The organism is Methylobacterium nigriterrae (assembly GCF_037106235.1).
Taxonomy (GTDB): domain Bacteria; phylum Pseudomonadota; class Alphaproteobacteria; order Rhizobiales; family Beijerinckiaceae; genus Methylobacterium; species Methylobacterium nigriterrae.
Genome location: NZ_JBAWTG010000033.1, coordinates 46,701 through 60,884, shown reverse-complemented (window position 1 = coordinate 60,884; position 14,184 = coordinate 46,701). Strand labels below are relative to the sequence as shown.

Sequence of the window (14,184 nt, the reverse complement as noted above, 5' to 3'; positions counted from 1 at the left end):
TTGACCCTGACCGTCCGCGGGATCCGGCCGGTGTTCGTCTGGACGAGGCGGAGGCGGCGGTGGTGCGGGATCTGTTCGCCCGCTTCACCGATGAGGGCACCACGATCATCGGCCTGATGCAGCACTTGGACCGGCTCGGAATCGCCTCGCCTCGAGGGCGGCAGACCTGGAGCGCCTCGGCTCTCCGAGGCCTGCTGAGCAACCCGACCTATCTGGGACAGGTCTACGCCAACCGACTGCGAGCCCGGCCTGCGGAGCGGCGGCGCTCGGCCCTGCTCCCGCAGGGTCGCGGTGATGGCGGCAAACGTGTGGCCGATCCGACTGAGTGGATCGCGGTCGCGGCCATTCCGGCCATCATCACCGCGGAACAGTTCGATCGCGCCCGGGATCGACTCGCCTATAATCAGCGCACGGCGCGGCGGAACAACCGAGTGCACCAGTACCTTCTGCGAGGGCTGGTCAGCTGCGGCTGTTGCCGCCGGGGCTGCACGGGGCGCCACATGCCGCCCGGCTACGACTACTATCTCTGCCGGACCAAGACCCAGATGCGCCTGATGGTGCCTGGGGAGCGCTGCGCGGCGCGCTACATTCCGGCGCGCCCACTCGAGGACTTAGTCTGGCAGGATCTGTGCGAGGTAGTCACGACCCCTGAGATGATCACCCATGCCATGGAGCGGGCTCGCGGTGGCCTCTGGCTCCCTCAGGAGATGCAGGCCCGCCAAGCCAATCTCCGACGTGGCCGGGCGACACTGAGCCAGCAGCTGGAGCGGCTCACGGAGGCTTACCTGGCCGCAGTCCTGCCCCTGGAGGAATACCAACGTCGGCGGCGCGAGGTGGAGCGCCGCTTGCTGGCCCTCGACGCTCAGGAACAGGCCCTCCGACAGGATGCCAAGCAGCAGGATCAGACCGCCCAGCTTGCCATTCATGCCGAAGCCTTTTGCCGTCGTCTCCAGGATGGCCTAGCGAACGCGGACTTCGGCCACAGGCGCGCCATCCTGGAGCTGTTGGTCGACCGCGTGGTCGTCACCAACAGCCATGTCGAAATCCGCTACGTCGTTCCGACCAGTCCTGACGGAGAACGTCAGCCGTTTTGGCGATTGCGAACAGACTATCTAGAGGGTCTTCTTCGGTCCGTAGACCTCGCGCGGTGCGTCGGTCCAGCGGCCACCGCTTTTCAGCACGTGGACGATGCCGCTGATGATACGTCGATCATCCACGCGTGCTTTGCCGCGCGTGTCGGTGGGCAGATGCGGCGCGATCTTCGCAAACTGCTCGTCCGTCAGCCAGAACTGATCCATGGGCTCCTCCTACAGGAGCCCTGAATCACACCGCGGCAGGACGCGCCACCGTTATGGGTCCGGACGCTAGGACCACCGAGCCGCCGCAGATTGAGAGCGGGGCCGCGTGTCCGAACCCTGTCCTCTGCCGAAGTTAGAACTTCTTTCATAGGGAGAAACGTCCATGCGCTCTCGATTCCTCTTCCTCCTGATGGGATTGCTGTGACGACCTGCAGGTTCGGCGCGCCCCAGAAAGCGAGCAGGCATGACCAGGGCACGCTGCGATGCTCACGCCAGACACGGTAGAGCAGCAGCGCATGATCGACCTCGGCCGTACGGAGCAGCCGCTTGCCGGACGTTGCGCAGCGATGCCGCTGGCGGGCCTTGAGGACTCGCACCTGTTCATGCGGCGCAATCCAGAACTTCCAGGCGGCTACACGGGCGGCGGTGCGGGCTCGAGCTGCGCACTATGCTCGATCTCCTAGCGGACAGTCCGGCCGCTCTGCCAGCGCTTCCGTCGAAGGTCGCGGTCATTCTGGGAGAAAACGAGGAGGTCTCGTTTGCGATTGACGGTGCGCGGAAGGACCTCGCGGTAATGCAAGGAACGGCAGAGCGCCTCGGCCTCGCCGTCCCTGTCACCAGGACAGCCCTCGCCAGCTATGAGGTCGCGGTCCCAGGGGGAGCTGGCGCGCTCGATATTGCTGCAAAGGCATCGTTCGATTTGGAATGAGCAGGGCTCGGGCCTTCCGCCGAGTTCTGAACGAGCAGGTCGTGTCGGCTGTGCTCGAGATCACGAAGAGCAAGGCGGTATCTCGGAACTGCCATGCCCGCGAGCGGACCTCACTTGATTATGTCCGGCTTACATGGAAAGCAGAGGCACTCTGCCCGGCAGTCACGCGGCGCTCCGATCACGAGAGAGGGTCTTTCTTGGCATCGGCGTGCAGAGCCCTGCCCGAGACCGTGCGGTTCGGATCACTTCCGCGATGTCCACTGCGATTGCCGCCGCGTCGCCACTGCCGGCGATCATCCGGTGAATGCGCGCTAGTTTGTCGAGGGCGCTCAGCTTGTCAGCCAGCTCGACCCGCATCTTCAAGACCTGCCGCGGCGCGTCACGATCGCCGTCAGGTTGATGCACGACCTCGCAGGAGAACCTTTTCACGGCGGCGAGCATCTCGCAATCGGCCCGGCTGAAATCGAGGAACGCGGTGCCGTCCTCCTGCACCGTGATGATGTCGCCGATAGATGCGAACGCGATCTTGGCCAGTTCCTGTTCAATCCGCGTTGGCGTGACCTGAAGCAGGCGCAGCCGGGCGGAGACTACGGCCTGTTAGCTCTTGAGCCAGTCCAGAGCGGCTGCGAGCGAGAGAACGCCCATGAAGCTTGAGGAGGTCTTCTCGTAGCGGGTTGCGATGGCACGCCATTCTTTCAAGCGCGCCCAGAGCCGCTCGACGAAGTTGCGGTTGTTGTAGATCCAGTCCGGACAGGCGACGGGAGCTTCGTTGCGCTTTGACGGGATTGCGGGGCGGGAGCCCAGGTTCCAGATATGCTCGCGAAAGGCGTGACTGGCATAACCTCGGTCGGCCACCACCCACCTCGGCACGCCCGGCAGCTGATCGATGAGCGGGATGGCCTGAGGCAGCTCATGCGCTTGCCCAGGCGCGATCCGGAACGCGATGGCGCGACCCGCGCCGTCGGCGATCACGCAAGCCTTGGTCCCATAGCCGCCACGAGAGCGGCCAAGCGCCTCACGATGGTCTCGCTCAGCTTGAGATCCCCCCTTCGCGCAGCCCCGGCCGCCTTCTGGTGAGCGCGCACGCTGGTGCCGTCGAGGAACACCATGCCGAGCTGCACGCCGCGCTCCTGAACAAGGCTCAGGAGCCGCTCCCAGACACCGGCACGTGCTCACCGGATGAAGACTTGGGCGGCACGCCACCAGGGTCCGAGTTCAGCTGGCACGGCGCGCCACTTGGCGCCGTTCTGATGGCGCCAGAGAATGGCCGAGACGGTGCGGCGCAGATCCTGGGGCGGCGTCTTGCCCTTCGGCCGACATGCCTCAACGAGTGGCTCCAACTCGGTCCATTGCGCGTCCGACAGCATCGCTCCTCCTCGTCCAGAAGAGGCGAAACGCCCACACCATCAGACTATTCAAGCGATCACAGGCCGTAGGTGTTTGATCCCGCAGTGTGGTGGTACGGTTGACCATCATGCTGTGAGGGATAGCTATGGGCCATCCCCTATCTTTCCATAGATCGGAGATCACCTCGCGAGAGCAGGACGGTAGGACGTCTTGATGCCCTACTCCCCACACTCACCAGCGCCAGCCCCAGCCGATTGGGCGGTAACCCCAACCGTAGGGACGGTGCCATCCGACGTAGCGGTACCCCCAGCGGTGCCAGCGCGGGCCGTACCAACCGACCCGCCGATAGCCGTAGAAGGCCGGGCGGTAGACGATCGGCCGGTAGAACGCGTTGGGGCGGCAATACCCATAGAACCCGAGGTGGAACCCGGGCCCGCAGCCGTCGCGGGCCTCGGCGGCGCCGCCGGTGGCCAGCATGGCGCCGAGGGCAAGGAAAGCGGCTCCTGCAAGCTTCAGTCGCATTGGCTATTCCTCCGTTCGACATGCTTGCAACAGCTTCCTACTCATTCCGTTGCAACATGAACGGGATTCAATGTTTCTGTTCTTTGCGCCGCGAATGCAGTACGGTTCCGCCGCGGCAGCTTCCGGTACCAGTCGCGGTTCCACCCCTGGCGGCACGACCTACACCCGCACCATCCAGTCCGGCGGTTTTGGTCGAGAGATGTTGGAGCAGTGGGTTCTGCATGGGGCCGGACACGCCTGGTCCGGTGGGAGTTCAAACGGCAGCTACACGGACCCGCGCGGTCCCGATGCCAGTCGTGAGATGGTGCAGTTCTTCATGGCTCGCGCAAGCGCGAGCGGCACGACCCGACACTGAGCTCCCGAGGAGGCTTGAGGTCCGCGGCTCCAGCCAAGGATGCTGGGATGGCCGGCAAAGACTTCTACACCTCTTCAAAAACAGAAGGATGGGCAGGCCTCTTTGCGAGACCGGCCCATCCTGGGGTCCTTTCAAGCGCGGCCGTTCGAAGGTCCACTGATGGTGTATCTCTGCCGTTAATCAGCAACGCTGAAAGCGCACTTGCGACGCAACCGACTTTCGATCTGCGTCAAGCGCATTGAAGCTCCTTGTAAGAAATTCGACGGTATCCCAAACATGTGAAGGGGCTTACGCGAAGGGCCGCGCACTCCGGGACCGTCGGGGATTCAGCTAGCGCGCGTCCGTCGCCGCGAAGCGGCCCAGCTCAAGGCGGCGCATGCCGTCATGCTGCCTAGGCCGGCAACGAAGCCGATACCGAACAATGTCCCGAGACCCTGCAATCATGCCTCCTCTTCGATGGGGACGGTGCGTTCGCCGTCAGCGCTGCGCAGGCATGTCTGGGCGGCCACCTTCGGAGACTCTGAACATCATGGCCTTGCCTCCTGGGGCCGGTCTGCTGCAATCTCAGGCTCGGCTATTGTCGCGTGGTCTTCGAGAGAGCAGCACGGCCGCCGTCGCCGCCAGGCCGGCAGCAACGCTCGCCGTCGCCAAAGGGTGCAACGTCGCACGCGTGTAGGCGCTGGTGCGCATCACGTAGACCGGCGGGTCACCTCGCTCCTGACCGGCTTCCCGCGGCGCGTGCAGGGCGCCCTTGGGGTTCCTGGGCGACTCCGACCTCTTCTGGAGGGCGATGATGGCGGGCGCGAGTTCGTCGTAGGCGCCAGGCGCGAACTCCTTGCCCATCACGAACAGCTTGCCAGCCCCTCCCACGAAGATGTCGCGCTGCGGGTGCACGGCGGCATGCAGGATGGCGTTGGCCACCTCGTCCGGCGGGTAGATCGGCGGCGGCAGCGTTGGCTCGCGGTCCATGTAGTTGCGGGCACGCTGCGGCAGCGGCGTGTCGATGGAGGTAGGCTTCACCAGCGTAACGGAGACTGGCGCACCCTCTGCGATCAGCTCCATGCGCAGCGTGTCGGTGAAGCCCTTCACCGCGTGCTTGGAGGTGGCGTAGAGTCCCTGGAAGGGGAACGCGAGGTCGGAGGCGACGCTGCCAACGTTGATCAGCGCGCCGCCGCGCTGACGCAGGTGTTCGACAGCCACGAGCGAGCCGTTCACCGTGCCCCACAGGTTGGTCTGGATCTGCCGTTGGTGGTCCTCGTAGGCGATCTCGCGCAAGGGCCCGTAGACGGTCAGGCCGGCGACGTTCACCCAGGTGTCGAAGCCGCCGAACGTCGCGATGGCCGTGTCGGCGATGGCTTGGACATCCTCCCGCTGGCCGACGTCGGCCCGCACGTAGGCGGCGCATGGCCCAAACTCCTTCGCGATCCGGGCTAGCACGTCCTCGCTGCGGGCGGCGAGCACCACCCGGGCGCCGCGCTTCGCGGCCATGCGAGCGGTCGCCAAGCCGATGCCGCTCGACGCGCCGGTGATCACGATGACCTGCTCGCGCAGCGGCTTGTGAGCGTGTCTCATGCTCAGCGGTCGGCCTTCTCGCCGCTAGCGCTGAGTTCGAGGTAGCGTACGGTGGTCGGCTGGATGAGTTCCGCAACCTTGGCCGCCATGCTCTGCTCTTCCTGAAGCGACTGCCGGAAGCCGGCGAGATGCCCGCCCTGGCCGGCGGCCTCAGCGATGGTCAGGAGCGAGGTGTAGGCCGCGATCTCGAAGTTCTCGAAGGCATGGTTGGCGAACGTGTTTTTCAGGATCTCGTCCTGAGCCGGCGTGTGACCCAGGGCCATCATGTTCCCGACGAACCCGAGGAAGCCTTCCTTGAGCGCGGAGGGACCGTCGCCGAGAGAGGTAAGCGCTTCTTCCAGCCGGTCGCGCTGGCCGTGTGTCTCCTCGATGTGCCGGCGCAGGGCTGTCTCCATCTCGGGGTAGCGTTGGAGGCGTTCGACCTGACGCTCCATGATCTGCAGCGCCTGCATTTCGAGGGCGTGCGTGTTCTTCAGAGCCGTGATGTAGATGGACCGCGTGTCGAGCGCCATTAGTCGCCTCCCTCTTAGTGTTCGATCAGACCGGCCCTACTCAGGCGAGTGCCGTCGCAGTCCAACTCGACGCGAAGTGGCAAGTTGCCTGGTGCGTCATCGTGGATGCAGGGCCGCACCTAACCCGCACGCCCCTCGCTGGTAGCGAGGAGGGATCAGGAAACCTATTCTGAGATTGATGGGTCAGGCCGAGAGACGCCCAAGTGCTTAGTAGCCTCGTCTGGTTCCGCCCATACGAGCCGCTCGGCCAAGAGCCGAAACTCGATGTCGAACCCGGCCGCTCGATGGCCAAGCTCCCGCATCGGGTACAGGCGTTCCCGGTTTCGCCTGGTGCTGATCCGGGTGCACGGTGGCATCGGAGGCGCCTTCCGCGACCTCAAGCCTACCGGCGTCTCCCTCGTCGCTGTTGTTTGAGGTTCTGGCAGGCGAGTCGGAGCGTTCAGGTTGCCCAACCCCACTGCGAGCCGCCGCCTGCCTCTTCCTCGGTGGGCAATTCGCAGCGGTTATGGATGTCCGTGGCCGCCATGGCTGCATGGCCCATCGCGACCACCACCTGATCGAGGCCGCGAACTACGCCGCCAGCGGCATAGAGGCCCGGCACCGTCGTGCGGCTGTGCTCGTCGACGATGAGGGCACCCGTCCCGTCGTGCTTGGCGCCCAAGCCGCGAGCCAGTTCGGAACGAAGCTTCAGCCCGAGGGCCGAGTAGAGAACCTCGAAGCGGTGTTCCCCGCCGCCAGCCGTGCGCAGCACGGTGATCCTGCCGTCCTCGATGTCGAGGCTGTCGACCGGCTCGTGGACAACTTTGATGCCGTGCTTCTCGACACGCTCACGCTCGCCCGCATCGAGGTCCATGCCTTGGCCCAGCGTCAGCAGTGTCACGTCGCGCGAGTAGGTGCGGGCTACGAACACCGCCTCGCCCAGTCCCCTGTCGCCATGACCGATCACCGCAATGCGCTTGCCGCGTGCCTCGTAGCCATCGCAGATCGGGCAGTAGCGAACGAGCCCGCGTTGGATCGCGTCGGGCAGATCAGGCAGATTCGGCTCCACGTCGTCCGCGCCTGTCGCGAGCAGCACCCGGCGCGCCCGCACCTTACGTGAGATGCGATCTCCCGTTCCCTCTTCGAAGCTTACGGCGAAGCCTTCCTCGATCTTGCGCAACGCTGTGACAGTGCCGCTCACGACTTGGGCGCCATATCGCGCGATATGCTCGCGTTGGCGGGCGAGGATCTCCTGCCCTGAGACGCCATCGGCAAAGACCGGAACGTTGTGGCTGGTCGGTATCCAGGACGCGCGGGAGTCGTCTGCATCTACCACGAGGAAGCGGCGCCCGAAGCGAGCCAGGTAGAGCGCGGCCGTCAACCCAGCCGGGCCGCCGCCGACGATTAGGCAGTCGAGCGGCCCATCCACCTCGTTGGACCACGGCTCCGTCATCATCCCACTCGTTCCAGCGAACCCGCCCATAAGGGCCAGCCTAGCCGCGGCCTCCGTCAAGCTGCGGCGCAGAGCCTCTGTCCGGAACTTCTGGATGTGGCGGCCGGTTCACGCCCTCCACGGCAGATTGCGTCACTGCGAGAGAACAGCCAACGTGCCATCCAGCCCTCCATTGCGGTTCCTCGTGGCCGAGAGCGAGCCTCCTGATGCACGAGCGAGCCGGCGGGAGAGCGTCGGCCGCTCCTCGGGAGAGACCTACCTCGACACGCTGTTGAGCCTGGCACCCGGTGCAGAATGCCACCGAATCAAGCCGGCAGATGCCGGGGCGGGCCTTCCTGCCGGAGCGTCGCTCGTAGGGTATGACGGTGTGTTCCTGACTGGCTCCCCGCTCCACCTCTACAGGGAAACGCCGGAGACGCGGCGCACCGTCGCGTTCATGCGTGCGGTGTTCGCCTCCGGCACCCCGTCCTTCGGCTCCTGCGCTGGCCTTCAGGTCGCCACAGTTGCCGCTGGGGGCACTGTGCGCCCCAACGTGCGCGGCTACGAGGCTGGCTTCGCTCGCCGCATCACGCTCACCGGGCACGGGCGCAGCCACCCGCTCCTGGCGGGACGGCCTGCCTCCTACGACGCGCCGGCGGTGCACACCGATGAGGTCGAGTCGCTGCCGGAGGGGGCGCTGCTGCTGGCCGGCAACCGGGTCACAGCGGTGCAGGCGGCCGAGATCCGCTACGATGCGGGCGTGTTCTGGGGCGTTCAGTACCATCCGGAGCTCGCGCTCGACGAGGTCGCCGGAGCCTTGCGCCGGCAGGCGGACGGCTTACTTGAGGCAGGGCTGGCCCGAAGCCAAAGCGAGGTAGAGGCCTACGTAGGCCAAGTCGACGCGCTCCATCGTGAACCCCGCCGGCGCGACTTGGCGTGGCGGCTCGGCCTCGACGAGCAGGTGACCGACGCGGCCAAGCGGCTGAAGGAGTTGCGGAATTTCATCGAGGCTCTGGGTCGGTTACATGGAGCCTCACGCCGCTGAGCGCCTCTCAGCCGTGGCCGGCGTCTGAGGGGGCAGATCCCGGCGGTTGCTTCCAAGTTCAACTAGCTGCCGCGATACCTGAACGCCGTGCTGGAGCCAGCCCGTGCCTAAAGCCACCCCGCTCCTGAGCTGCCTGCCCACATTCGGTGAGGAGGGCGCCGTCCATGTTGTCATCGAGACACCGAAGGGCAGCCCGAACAAGTACGCCTATGCGGAGGCGTTCGGCACCTTCCAGTTCAAGATGGTCCTGCCGGAGGGCATGAGCTTTCCGTACGATTTCGGCTTCATCCCTTCCACTAAGGGCGCCGACGGCGATCCGCTCGACATCCTCATCCTGCTCGATGCCCCCGCCTTTCCCGGCTGCGTGCTGGAGGCGCGCTTAGTTGGCGTGATCGAGGCGGAGCAGCGGGAGCGCGACGGCACGTGGGAGCGCAACGACCGGCTGATCGGCGTGGCCGTGAAGGCTCGCACGCACGCGCACATCCATGCCCTCTCCGACCTGCGCCCGGGCATGCTCGACGAGGTTGAAGCGTTCTTCGCGCAGTACAACCAACTTGCCGGCAAGGACTTCCGGGTGGTCCGGCGCGGCGACGCCGAGGCCGCGCTGGCCCTCGTTCGACAGGGCGGTGATTGAGCCTGCTGCATCCCAGTCCGCTCGCTCGTGTGGGGCAAGAAAGATCCCGCTCTCAGCCCGCACCCGCGACCTAGAGCCTCGGCTTGTGCGGGCAGGGCAGGATCGAGTGGCTGCCCAGAGCAACTCACGGGCTGCACATGAGGAGCGGGAGCAAATCAACAACGCGCCAGTGAACTTTCTATCTCAGTAATGACGCTTCTATTCGGCGAATATCGGTGTCGGTGCGCCGAATGCTTAGCCTGAAGCACCAAGATCTTTTTGAGATGTGCTTGGCAGTAACTTGCCAAAGGATGCATCTATTCTGCCTCTCGGCGCGCCATTGATTTATGTTTATCATGGAACTCGACCGGAGCCCGTCCGGTTTAACGGCCCAGAGACCGATAAACACCTCAGGGCGGGCGTCACATGGCAGGAGATGACGAGCTTCGTTTCGGCGCACTGGGCGACAGCTGCGCTCACCTCTGTGTCGACATGCAGCGGATGTTTGCCGAGCACACCGACTGGTGTACGCCCTGGATGCCGCAGGTCCTGCCGAAGGTGCAGAGGATCGTCGAGGCTCATCCCCGGCACACCCTGTTCACCCGCTTCATCCCGGCCCAAGCTCCCGGCCACGGTGATGGCACGTGGAAGCGCTACTACGAGCGCTGGGCCTCCATGACCATCGAGCGGGTGGGACGGGAGCGCATCGAGCTGGTGCCGGAACTCGCCCGGTTCGTGCCGCCCGCCGAGACCATCGACAAGTACGTCTACTCACCTTGGGTCGAAACGGACCTGCACGAACGTCTGCGGGCGCGTGGCATTGACACGCTTGTGGTGACGGGCGGCGAGACGGATGTGTGCGTTCTCAGCACCGTGCTCGGTGCGGTCGACCACGGCTACCGCATCATCATCGTCACGGACGGCCTCTGCAGCTCCTCGGACGAGGCGCACGACGCGATGCTCACTCTCTACCATCGCCGCTATGGCCAGCAGGTCGAGACTGTTACGACGGACACCCTGCTCCAGAACTGGGCGTAATGGGTGGCCTTTGCGGGAGCCCCGAAGCATGCCGATGAGCGTCCCGAGCGACCTCATGGGCCGGCGCGGCCTCCTTGCGGCAGTGAACCTCATGCTCCTTCGACCTGCTCGGCCTCAGACGCTCGCTTCCAAAGAGGCATTCATGCCGCACGTCGTGCTCCTTGGCGACTCCGTCTTCGACAATGCCGCCTATGTGGGCGGGGGCTCGGATGTGGTGCAGCAGGTACGGGCTGTGCTGCCCGATGACTGGCAGGCCACCCTGCTCGCCGTCGACGGCAACATCATCAACGATGTGCCGAGTCAGCTCGGTAGACTTCCGAAAAACGCGACGCATCTCGTGGTGAGCGCGGGCGGCAATGATGCGCTGAGAGCATCTGCGGTGCTCGAGCGCGCCGCCCGATCCGTAGCTGAAGCCCTGATTCTCGTGGCGGAGGTGCGGGAGCGCTTTCAAGCCGAGTACAGCACCATGCTGGATGCGGTCCAGGCAACGGCGCGGCCGGCGGCACTCTGCACGATCTATGATCCGCGCTATCCCAACCCGCAGCGACGTCGCCTGACGGCCGCGGCGCTCGCCTTGCTCAACGACGTCATCACACGCGAGGCCTTCGCACTCCGCCTCACGCTGATCGACCTGCGCGTGCTCTGCGGCGAAGACGCCGATTTTGCCAATCCCATCGAGCCGTCGGTCCAGGGCGGGCGGAAGGTCGCGAGTGCGGTCGCGGCCTTCGTCCATGCGCGTCCTGAACAGCAAGGCAGCCAAGTCTTTGCTCATTGAGGAGACGGCAGCAATGCAGTTCGACGATTGATCCGCTTCTTAAGGCCGCGCAATGCCCCAGCACCTGATCCAGATCCTCCTGCCCCTCTCCGATAACGAGGACAGGCCCTTCTCCCGCTCCGCGTACACTCGCGTGCGGTCGGAGCTGACCGAGCAGTTCGGAGGGATGACGGCCTTCACTCGGGGTCCGGCCGAAGGCCTCTGGGAGGAGAACGGCAAGACAACTCGTGACGACATCGTCGTGTTCGAGGTCATGGCGTCCGATCTCGACGAGCGATGGTGGAACGGCTACCGGCGCACCTTGGAGGCCCGCTTCGGACAGGAGAGCATTATTGTCCGCGCGCAGGAGATCTCGCTGCTCTGATCTCTACCGGGTGAACTGAGTGACATTTCTCGACGCTCACGTGATCTGATGCTGCGACGAGGCGAGGTTTGTGAACGCCGCAGCTCCGGGGCAAAGCGCGATGGTGATCTTCGTCGAAGAAAAGCCGGATGTGCGCTCGGCGATTGCAGATTTGCTGAGAAAGGCCGGGTTCTCGGTTGCGGATGCGGACACCACCGATCGGGCTCTGCAGCTGCTTCAAGCCTCCGAGGCGTCGCCTCCCACCACGGACGCACAAATTCCTGGCAAGATCAATGGCGGGGAGCCGGGGCAGATCGCGGAGCCTTCGGTCGGAGTTCGCACTCGTGCTGATGTCCGGGCACTCGGACCAGACTGCTCGTCTACTACGGAACGGCGCGGAGTACATCGTCAAGCTAGATATCGTGGCCAACCTCATTCCGATGCTGCCACGCATGATAAGCACAGGTCGACCAGCAGCGAGAACGCTCTCGGCGAGTATCCCGCCGCATTTGGACGGACGCGGCAGGCCTGCTCGGCCCTCCGCTACCAGCACGCCTCGGTTCTGACGTGTTGAATCAAGCCGCCGCACGGCTACGAGCCCAGCGGAAAGCGGAATGTGTCAGGCTAATGCGCGACGGTAGGACTGGTCCTGTGATAGCGGCGCCAGCGCCTTGAGGCCGCGATCACCCTCCGCCGATGCCGGTGATCACCTTTCCGGTGCCGTTGCACTCCGGGCAGGTCTTCGCCTCGAACTGACCGGATCCCGCGCAGCGCGGGCACAGGTTCTCACCCGTGCCGGGTGTTCCGGGCCGAGCTTCATCTCCGGGCTTCGTGGGCTCTGAGCTCGTCATGCTTCACTCCCTCGTCCAGGGCTGGAAGAACCGGCGAATTGAGGCGATGTTCCCCCGCTCACCCCGGCTGCTCTGAAGCTACTTCGCGCAGGATGGCGGGCACCTCACCGGGGATCTCGCGCGCCAGGAAGCCGACTGGGCCCACTCGGCCAGCCAATCGTCTACCTGCTTCGCCGTGCACATAGACGCCCCACAGTGCGGCTGTCGTCGCCTCGGCGCCGCGCGCGAGAAGGCCCGCAAGAACGCCGGACAGGGCGTCGCCGGAGCCGGACGTCGCCAGGCCGACCCCGCCTCCCTGATAGAGCCACCGCTCGCCAGCCGGGTTCACGACCCAGCTCTTCGCGCCTTTCATGATCACGACACATCTCAACAGGTCCGCCGCCCTCAGAGCGGCCGCGAGCGGATCCGCCTCAACCGCGTCTCGCTCGATCTTCAGAAGCTGCGCCATCTCGCCGGCATGCGGGGTGATCACCACCCGGCCGCCGCAGGAGCGAACCAGATCCGCGTGCGCACCGAGGCCGCAGATGGCCCCTGCATCGAGCACGAAGGAGGTGGGCGGCTGGCCCGGCAGGACGGAGAAGCAGAGGGTGTCCGTGGCCACGCCCGCGTTCAGGCCCGGTCCGATCAGGACCGCGTCACAGCGTTCCGCGAGCGCCGGGACGCGCTTCTCGGCCTGAGCCGGATCGATCTCGCCGTCCTGCGTCTCATCGAGCCCGACGACCCTGGCCTCCGGCAATGCAAGGGCCATAGAAAGCGCAGCGCTTCGGACCGTAGCGATTCTAAGGCGACCGGCCCCGGCCCGGAGTGCGGCGACGCCGGCAAGGAGGGCGGCTCCGGGGACTTCGATCGAGCCGCCGAGAACCAGGACCGTGCCGCGCTGCTCCTTGCTGCCCTCCTCCGGCATCGGGAGCGGCAAGGCCCGAAGGCTCTCCAATGTAAGGTGGTTCTCGGTCATCGGGCTGCCACGTTCGCGTCTGGCTCGGCGGTCACTGGCGCGCCCGCCTGCGCGACTGGAGCGATGAAGTTGTATCGCTGCAGCACCAGTTTTCCTGTCGTGCCTTCGTGGGGCTCAAAGGCGTACTCCGTCACGGAGCAGTTCGCGACGTCTCCCTCGGCGTCGATGCCGAGAACTTCTGCCTCGGTCATGTCTTCCAACAGGTAGCGCAGGCAGAGCACGACGACCTGATGGGCGACGACGAGGACCCGCTTCTCGCCATGGTGCAGCGAGATGGTGTCCAGGGCGCTCCTGAGCCGGAGGATCACGTCGCACCAACTCTCGCCCGAGGGCGGCCGGTGATAGAACTTGCCCAAGCGGGTCCGCATCTCGGCCTGCTCGGGGTGGAATTGCTTGACGCCGGCCCGTGTCAGCCTGTCGAGGATGCCGAGTTCCTTCTCGCGCAGCCGCTCGTCAACCAGCGCCTCGGGTGCTTCGACCGCCAAGCCGCCGGCCGCGCGGATCCGAGCCGCCGTCTGTTGTGCCCGGAGATACGGTGAGGTCAGCACGACCTCCGGGCGCTCAAAGGGGGGCATGGCGGCAAACCAGTGGCCCAGGGCGTCCGCCTGCTGCTCGCCGCGCGCACTCAGGGCAACGTCGACGTCGCGCTCGGCGATGTCGATCCGGGCGAGGCTCGCGCCGTGCGCGGCTTCGCTAGCAACGTTGCCAGCGCTCTCCCCGTGACGGACGATCCAGATCCGGGCCGGCCAGCGTTGCTTCATCCTCCGCCTCCTCTCCCGTGGCGTGCGGCAACGTTTACGGCGCCCGAGAGTTCGCAGGGTCAGCACGGGGGAGGAAT

14 protein-coding genes and 5 pseudogenes are annotated in these 14,184 nt (G+C 65.6%); 8 read left to right on the top strand and 11 right to left on the bottom strand.

Features of this window, described 5'->3' with window-relative positions:
- Positions 1-59: 59 nt before the first annotated feature.
- Positions 60-569: pseudogene (locus WDW90_RS18100) on the top strand (recombinase family protein); the annotation flags it as partial.
- A 546-nt stretch (positions 570-1,115) separates the two neighbouring features.
- Here WDW90_RS18100 and WDW90_RS18095 read toward each other — a convergent pair.
- Positions 1,116-1,298 (bottom strand): annotated as a pseudogene (locus WDW90_RS18095) (transposase); the annotation flags it as partial.
- Between the two features lie 203 nt (positions 1,299-1,501).
- Positions 1,502-1,723 (bottom strand): annotated as a pseudogene (locus WDW90_RS18090) (hypothetical protein); the annotation flags it as partial.
- 23 nt (positions 1,724-1,746) lie between these two features.
- Between WDW90_RS18090 and WDW90_RS18085 the strand changes: the two are divergent.
- Positions 1,747-2,007: an NAD-binding protein gene (locus WDW90_RS18085; RefSeq protein ID WP_336488808.1), complete on the top strand. Its 261-nt coding sequence runs from the start codon at positions 1,747-1,749 to the stop codon at positions 2,005-2,007.
- A gap of 162 nt (positions 2,008-2,169) precedes the next feature.
- On the opposite strand, the gene WDW90_RS18080 is transcribed toward WDW90_RS18085, so the two are convergent.
- The 3 genes and pseudogenes from WDW90_RS18080 to WDW90_RS18070 all read right to left on the bottom strand — a co-directional run bounded on the left by WDW90_RS18080 (position 2,170) and on the right by WDW90_RS18070 (position 3,876).
- Positions 2,170-2,499 carry a hypothetical protein gene (locus WDW90_RS18080; protein ID WP_488803309.1) on the bottom strand — a complete coding sequence of 110 codons (330 nt, stop codon included), beginning with the start codon at positions 2,497-2,499 and terminating at the stop codon, positions 2,170-2,172.
- A gap of 105 nt (positions 2,500-2,604) precedes the next feature.
- Positions 2,605-3,374: pseudogene (locus tag WDW90_RS18075) on the bottom strand (IS5 family transposase).
- A gap of 211 nt (positions 3,375-3,585) precedes the next feature.
- Positions 3,586-3,876, bottom strand: a complete 291-nt coding sequence (locus tag WDW90_RS18070) for a GCG_CRPN prefix-to-repeats domain-containing protein (RefSeq protein WP_336488806.1) — start codon at positions 3,874-3,876, stop codon at positions 3,586-3,588.
- Between the two features lie 130 nt (positions 3,877-4,006).
- Here WDW90_RS18070 and WDW90_RS18065 point away from each other — a divergent pair.
- A pseudogene (locus WDW90_RS18065) lies at positions 4,007-4,231 on the top strand (extracellular catalytic domain type 1 short-chain-length polyhydroxyalkanoate depolymerase); the annotation flags it as partial.
- 564 nt (positions 4,232-4,795) lie between these two features.
- Here the strand turns inward: WDW90_RS18065 and WDW90_RS18060 are convergent.
- From WDW90_RS18060 to WDW90_RS18050, 3 genes are all read right to left on the bottom strand, one after another.
- Positions 4,796-5,803 (bottom strand): SDR family oxidoreductase, encoded by a 1,008-nt coding sequence (locus WDW90_RS18060; protein ID WP_336488805.1) that lies wholly within the window; start codon positions 5,801-5,803, stop codon positions 4,796-4,798.
- A 2-nt stretch (positions 5,804-5,805) separates the two neighbouring features.
- Positions 5,806-6,315: a ferritin-like domain-containing protein gene (locus WDW90_RS18055; protein WP_336488804.1), complete on the bottom strand. Its 510-nt coding sequence runs from the start codon at positions 6,313-6,315 to the stop codon at positions 5,806-5,808.
- A gap of 439 nt (positions 6,316-6,754) precedes the next feature.
- Positions 6,755-7,747 carry an NAD(P)/FAD-dependent oxidoreductase gene (locus WDW90_RS18050; protein WP_336488814.1) on the bottom strand — a complete coding sequence of 331 codons (993 nt, stop codon included), beginning with the start codon at positions 7,745-7,747 and terminating at the stop codon, positions 6,755-6,757.
- A gap of 94 nt (positions 7,748-7,841) precedes the next feature.
- Between WDW90_RS18050 and WDW90_RS18045 the strand changes: the two genes are divergently transcribed.
- The 5 genes from WDW90_RS18045 to WDW90_RS18025 all read left to right on the top strand — a co-directional run bounded on the left by WDW90_RS18045 (position 7,842) and on the right by WDW90_RS18025 (position 11,561).
- Positions 7,842-8,771: a type 1 glutamine amidotransferase gene (locus tag WDW90_RS18045; RefSeq protein ID WP_336488803.1), complete on the top strand. Its 930-nt coding sequence runs from the start codon at positions 7,842-7,844 to the stop codon at positions 8,769-8,771.
- A gap of 103 nt (positions 8,772-8,874) precedes the next feature.
- A complete protein-coding gene (locus WDW90_RS18040; protein WP_336488802.1) occupies positions 8,875-9,405 on the top strand; it encodes an inorganic diphosphatase in 531 nt (176 codons plus the stop codon).
- A 405-nt stretch (positions 9,406-9,810) separates the two neighbouring features.
- Positions 9,811-10,422, top strand: a complete 612-nt coding sequence (locus WDW90_RS18035) for a cysteine hydrolase family protein (RefSeq protein ID WP_336488801.1) — start codon at positions 9,811-9,813, stop codon at positions 10,420-10,422.
- A gap of 28 nt (positions 10,423-10,450) precedes the next feature.
- Positions 10,451-11,197, top strand: coding sequence for a GDSL-type esterase/lipase family protein (locus WDW90_RS18030; RefSeq protein WP_336488800.1), 747 nt, complete (start codon positions 10,451-10,453; stop codon positions 11,195-11,197).
- Positions 11,198-11,249: 52 nt separating this feature from the next.
- Entirely contained in the window at positions 11,250-11,561 is a 312-nt protein-coding gene (locus WDW90_RS18025; protein WP_336488799.1) for a hypothetical protein, read from the top strand.
- Positions 11,562-12,223: 662 nt separating this feature from the next.
- Here WDW90_RS18025 and WDW90_RS18020 read toward each other — a convergent pair.
- Genes WDW90_RS18020 through WDW90_RS18010 form a run of 3 tightly spaced genes read right to left on the bottom strand, consistent with a single transcriptional unit; the run spans position 12,224 to position 14,107 of the window.
- Positions 12,224-12,391, bottom strand: coding sequence for a hypothetical protein (locus tag WDW90_RS18020; protein ID WP_336488798.1), 168 nt, complete (start codon positions 12,389-12,391; stop codon positions 12,224-12,226).
- Between the two features lie 58 nt (positions 12,392-12,449).
- Positions 12,450-13,346 carry an NAD(P)H-hydrate dehydratase gene (locus tag WDW90_RS18015; RefSeq protein WP_336488797.1) on the bottom strand — a complete coding sequence of 299 codons (897 nt, stop codon included), beginning with the start codon at positions 13,344-13,346 and terminating at the stop codon, positions 12,450-12,452.
- Positions 13,343-14,107, bottom strand: coding sequence for a histidine phosphatase family protein (locus tag WDW90_RS18010; protein WP_336488796.1), 765 nt, complete (start codon positions 14,105-14,107; stop codon positions 13,343-13,345). Before WDW90_RS18010 ends, WDW90_RS18015 begins: the two co-directional genes overlap by 4 nt.
- Between the last annotated feature and the right edge of the window lie 77 nt (positions 14,108-14,184).

What these genes read in the sequence shown, in the direction of transcription:
- WDW90_RS18025 (WP_336488799.1), top strand. Translation starts at nt 11,250, where the DNA reads ATGCCCCAGCACCTGATCCAGATCCTCCTGCCCCTCTCCGATAACGAG.
- WDW90_RS18060 (WP_336488805.1), bottom strand. Translation starts at nt 5,803, where the DNA reads ATGAGACACGCTCACAAGCCGCTGCGCGAGCAGGTCATCGTGATCACC.
- WDW90_RS18035 (WP_336488801.1), top strand. Translation starts at nt 9,811, where the DNA reads ATGGCAGGAGATGACGAGCTTCGTTTCGGCGCACTGGGCGACAGCTGC.
- WDW90_RS18050 (WP_336488814.1), bottom strand. Translation starts at nt 7,747, where the DNA reads ATGACGGAGCCGTGGTCCAACGAGGTGGATGGGCCGCTCGACTGCCTA.
- WDW90_RS18030 (WP_336488800.1), top strand. Translation starts at nt 10,451, where the DNA reads ATGCCGATGAGCGTCCCGAGCGACCTCATGGGCCGGCGCGGCCTCCTT.
- WDW90_RS18045 (WP_336488803.1), top strand. Translation starts at nt 7,842, where the DNA reads ATGTGGCGGCCGGTTCACGCCCTCCACGGCAGATTGCGTCACTGCGAG.
- WDW90_RS18070 (WP_336488806.1), bottom strand. Translation starts at nt 3,876, where the DNA reads ATGCGACTGAAGCTTGCAGGAGCCGCTTTCCTTGCCCTCGGCGCCATG.
- WDW90_RS18055 (WP_336488804.1), bottom strand. Translation starts at nt 6,315, where the DNA reads ATGGCGCTCGACACGCGGTCCATCTACATCACGGCTCTGAAGAACACG.
- WDW90_RS18015 (WP_336488797.1), bottom strand. Translation starts at nt 13,346, where the DNA reads ATGACCGAGAACCACCTTACATTGGAGAGCCTTCGGGCCTTGCCGCTC.
- WDW90_RS18085 (WP_336488808.1), top strand. Translation starts at nt 1,747, where the DNA reads ATGCTCGATCTCCTAGCGGACAGTCCGGCCGCTCTGCCAGCGCTTCCG.
- WDW90_RS18010 (WP_336488796.1), bottom strand. Translation starts at nt 14,107, where the DNA reads ATGAAGCAACGCTGGCCGGCCCGGATCTGGATCGTCCGTCACGGGGAG.
- WDW90_RS18020 (WP_336488798.1), bottom strand. Translation starts at nt 12,391, where the DNA reads ATGACGAGCTCAGAGCCCACGAAGCCCGGAGATGAAGCTCGGCCCGGA.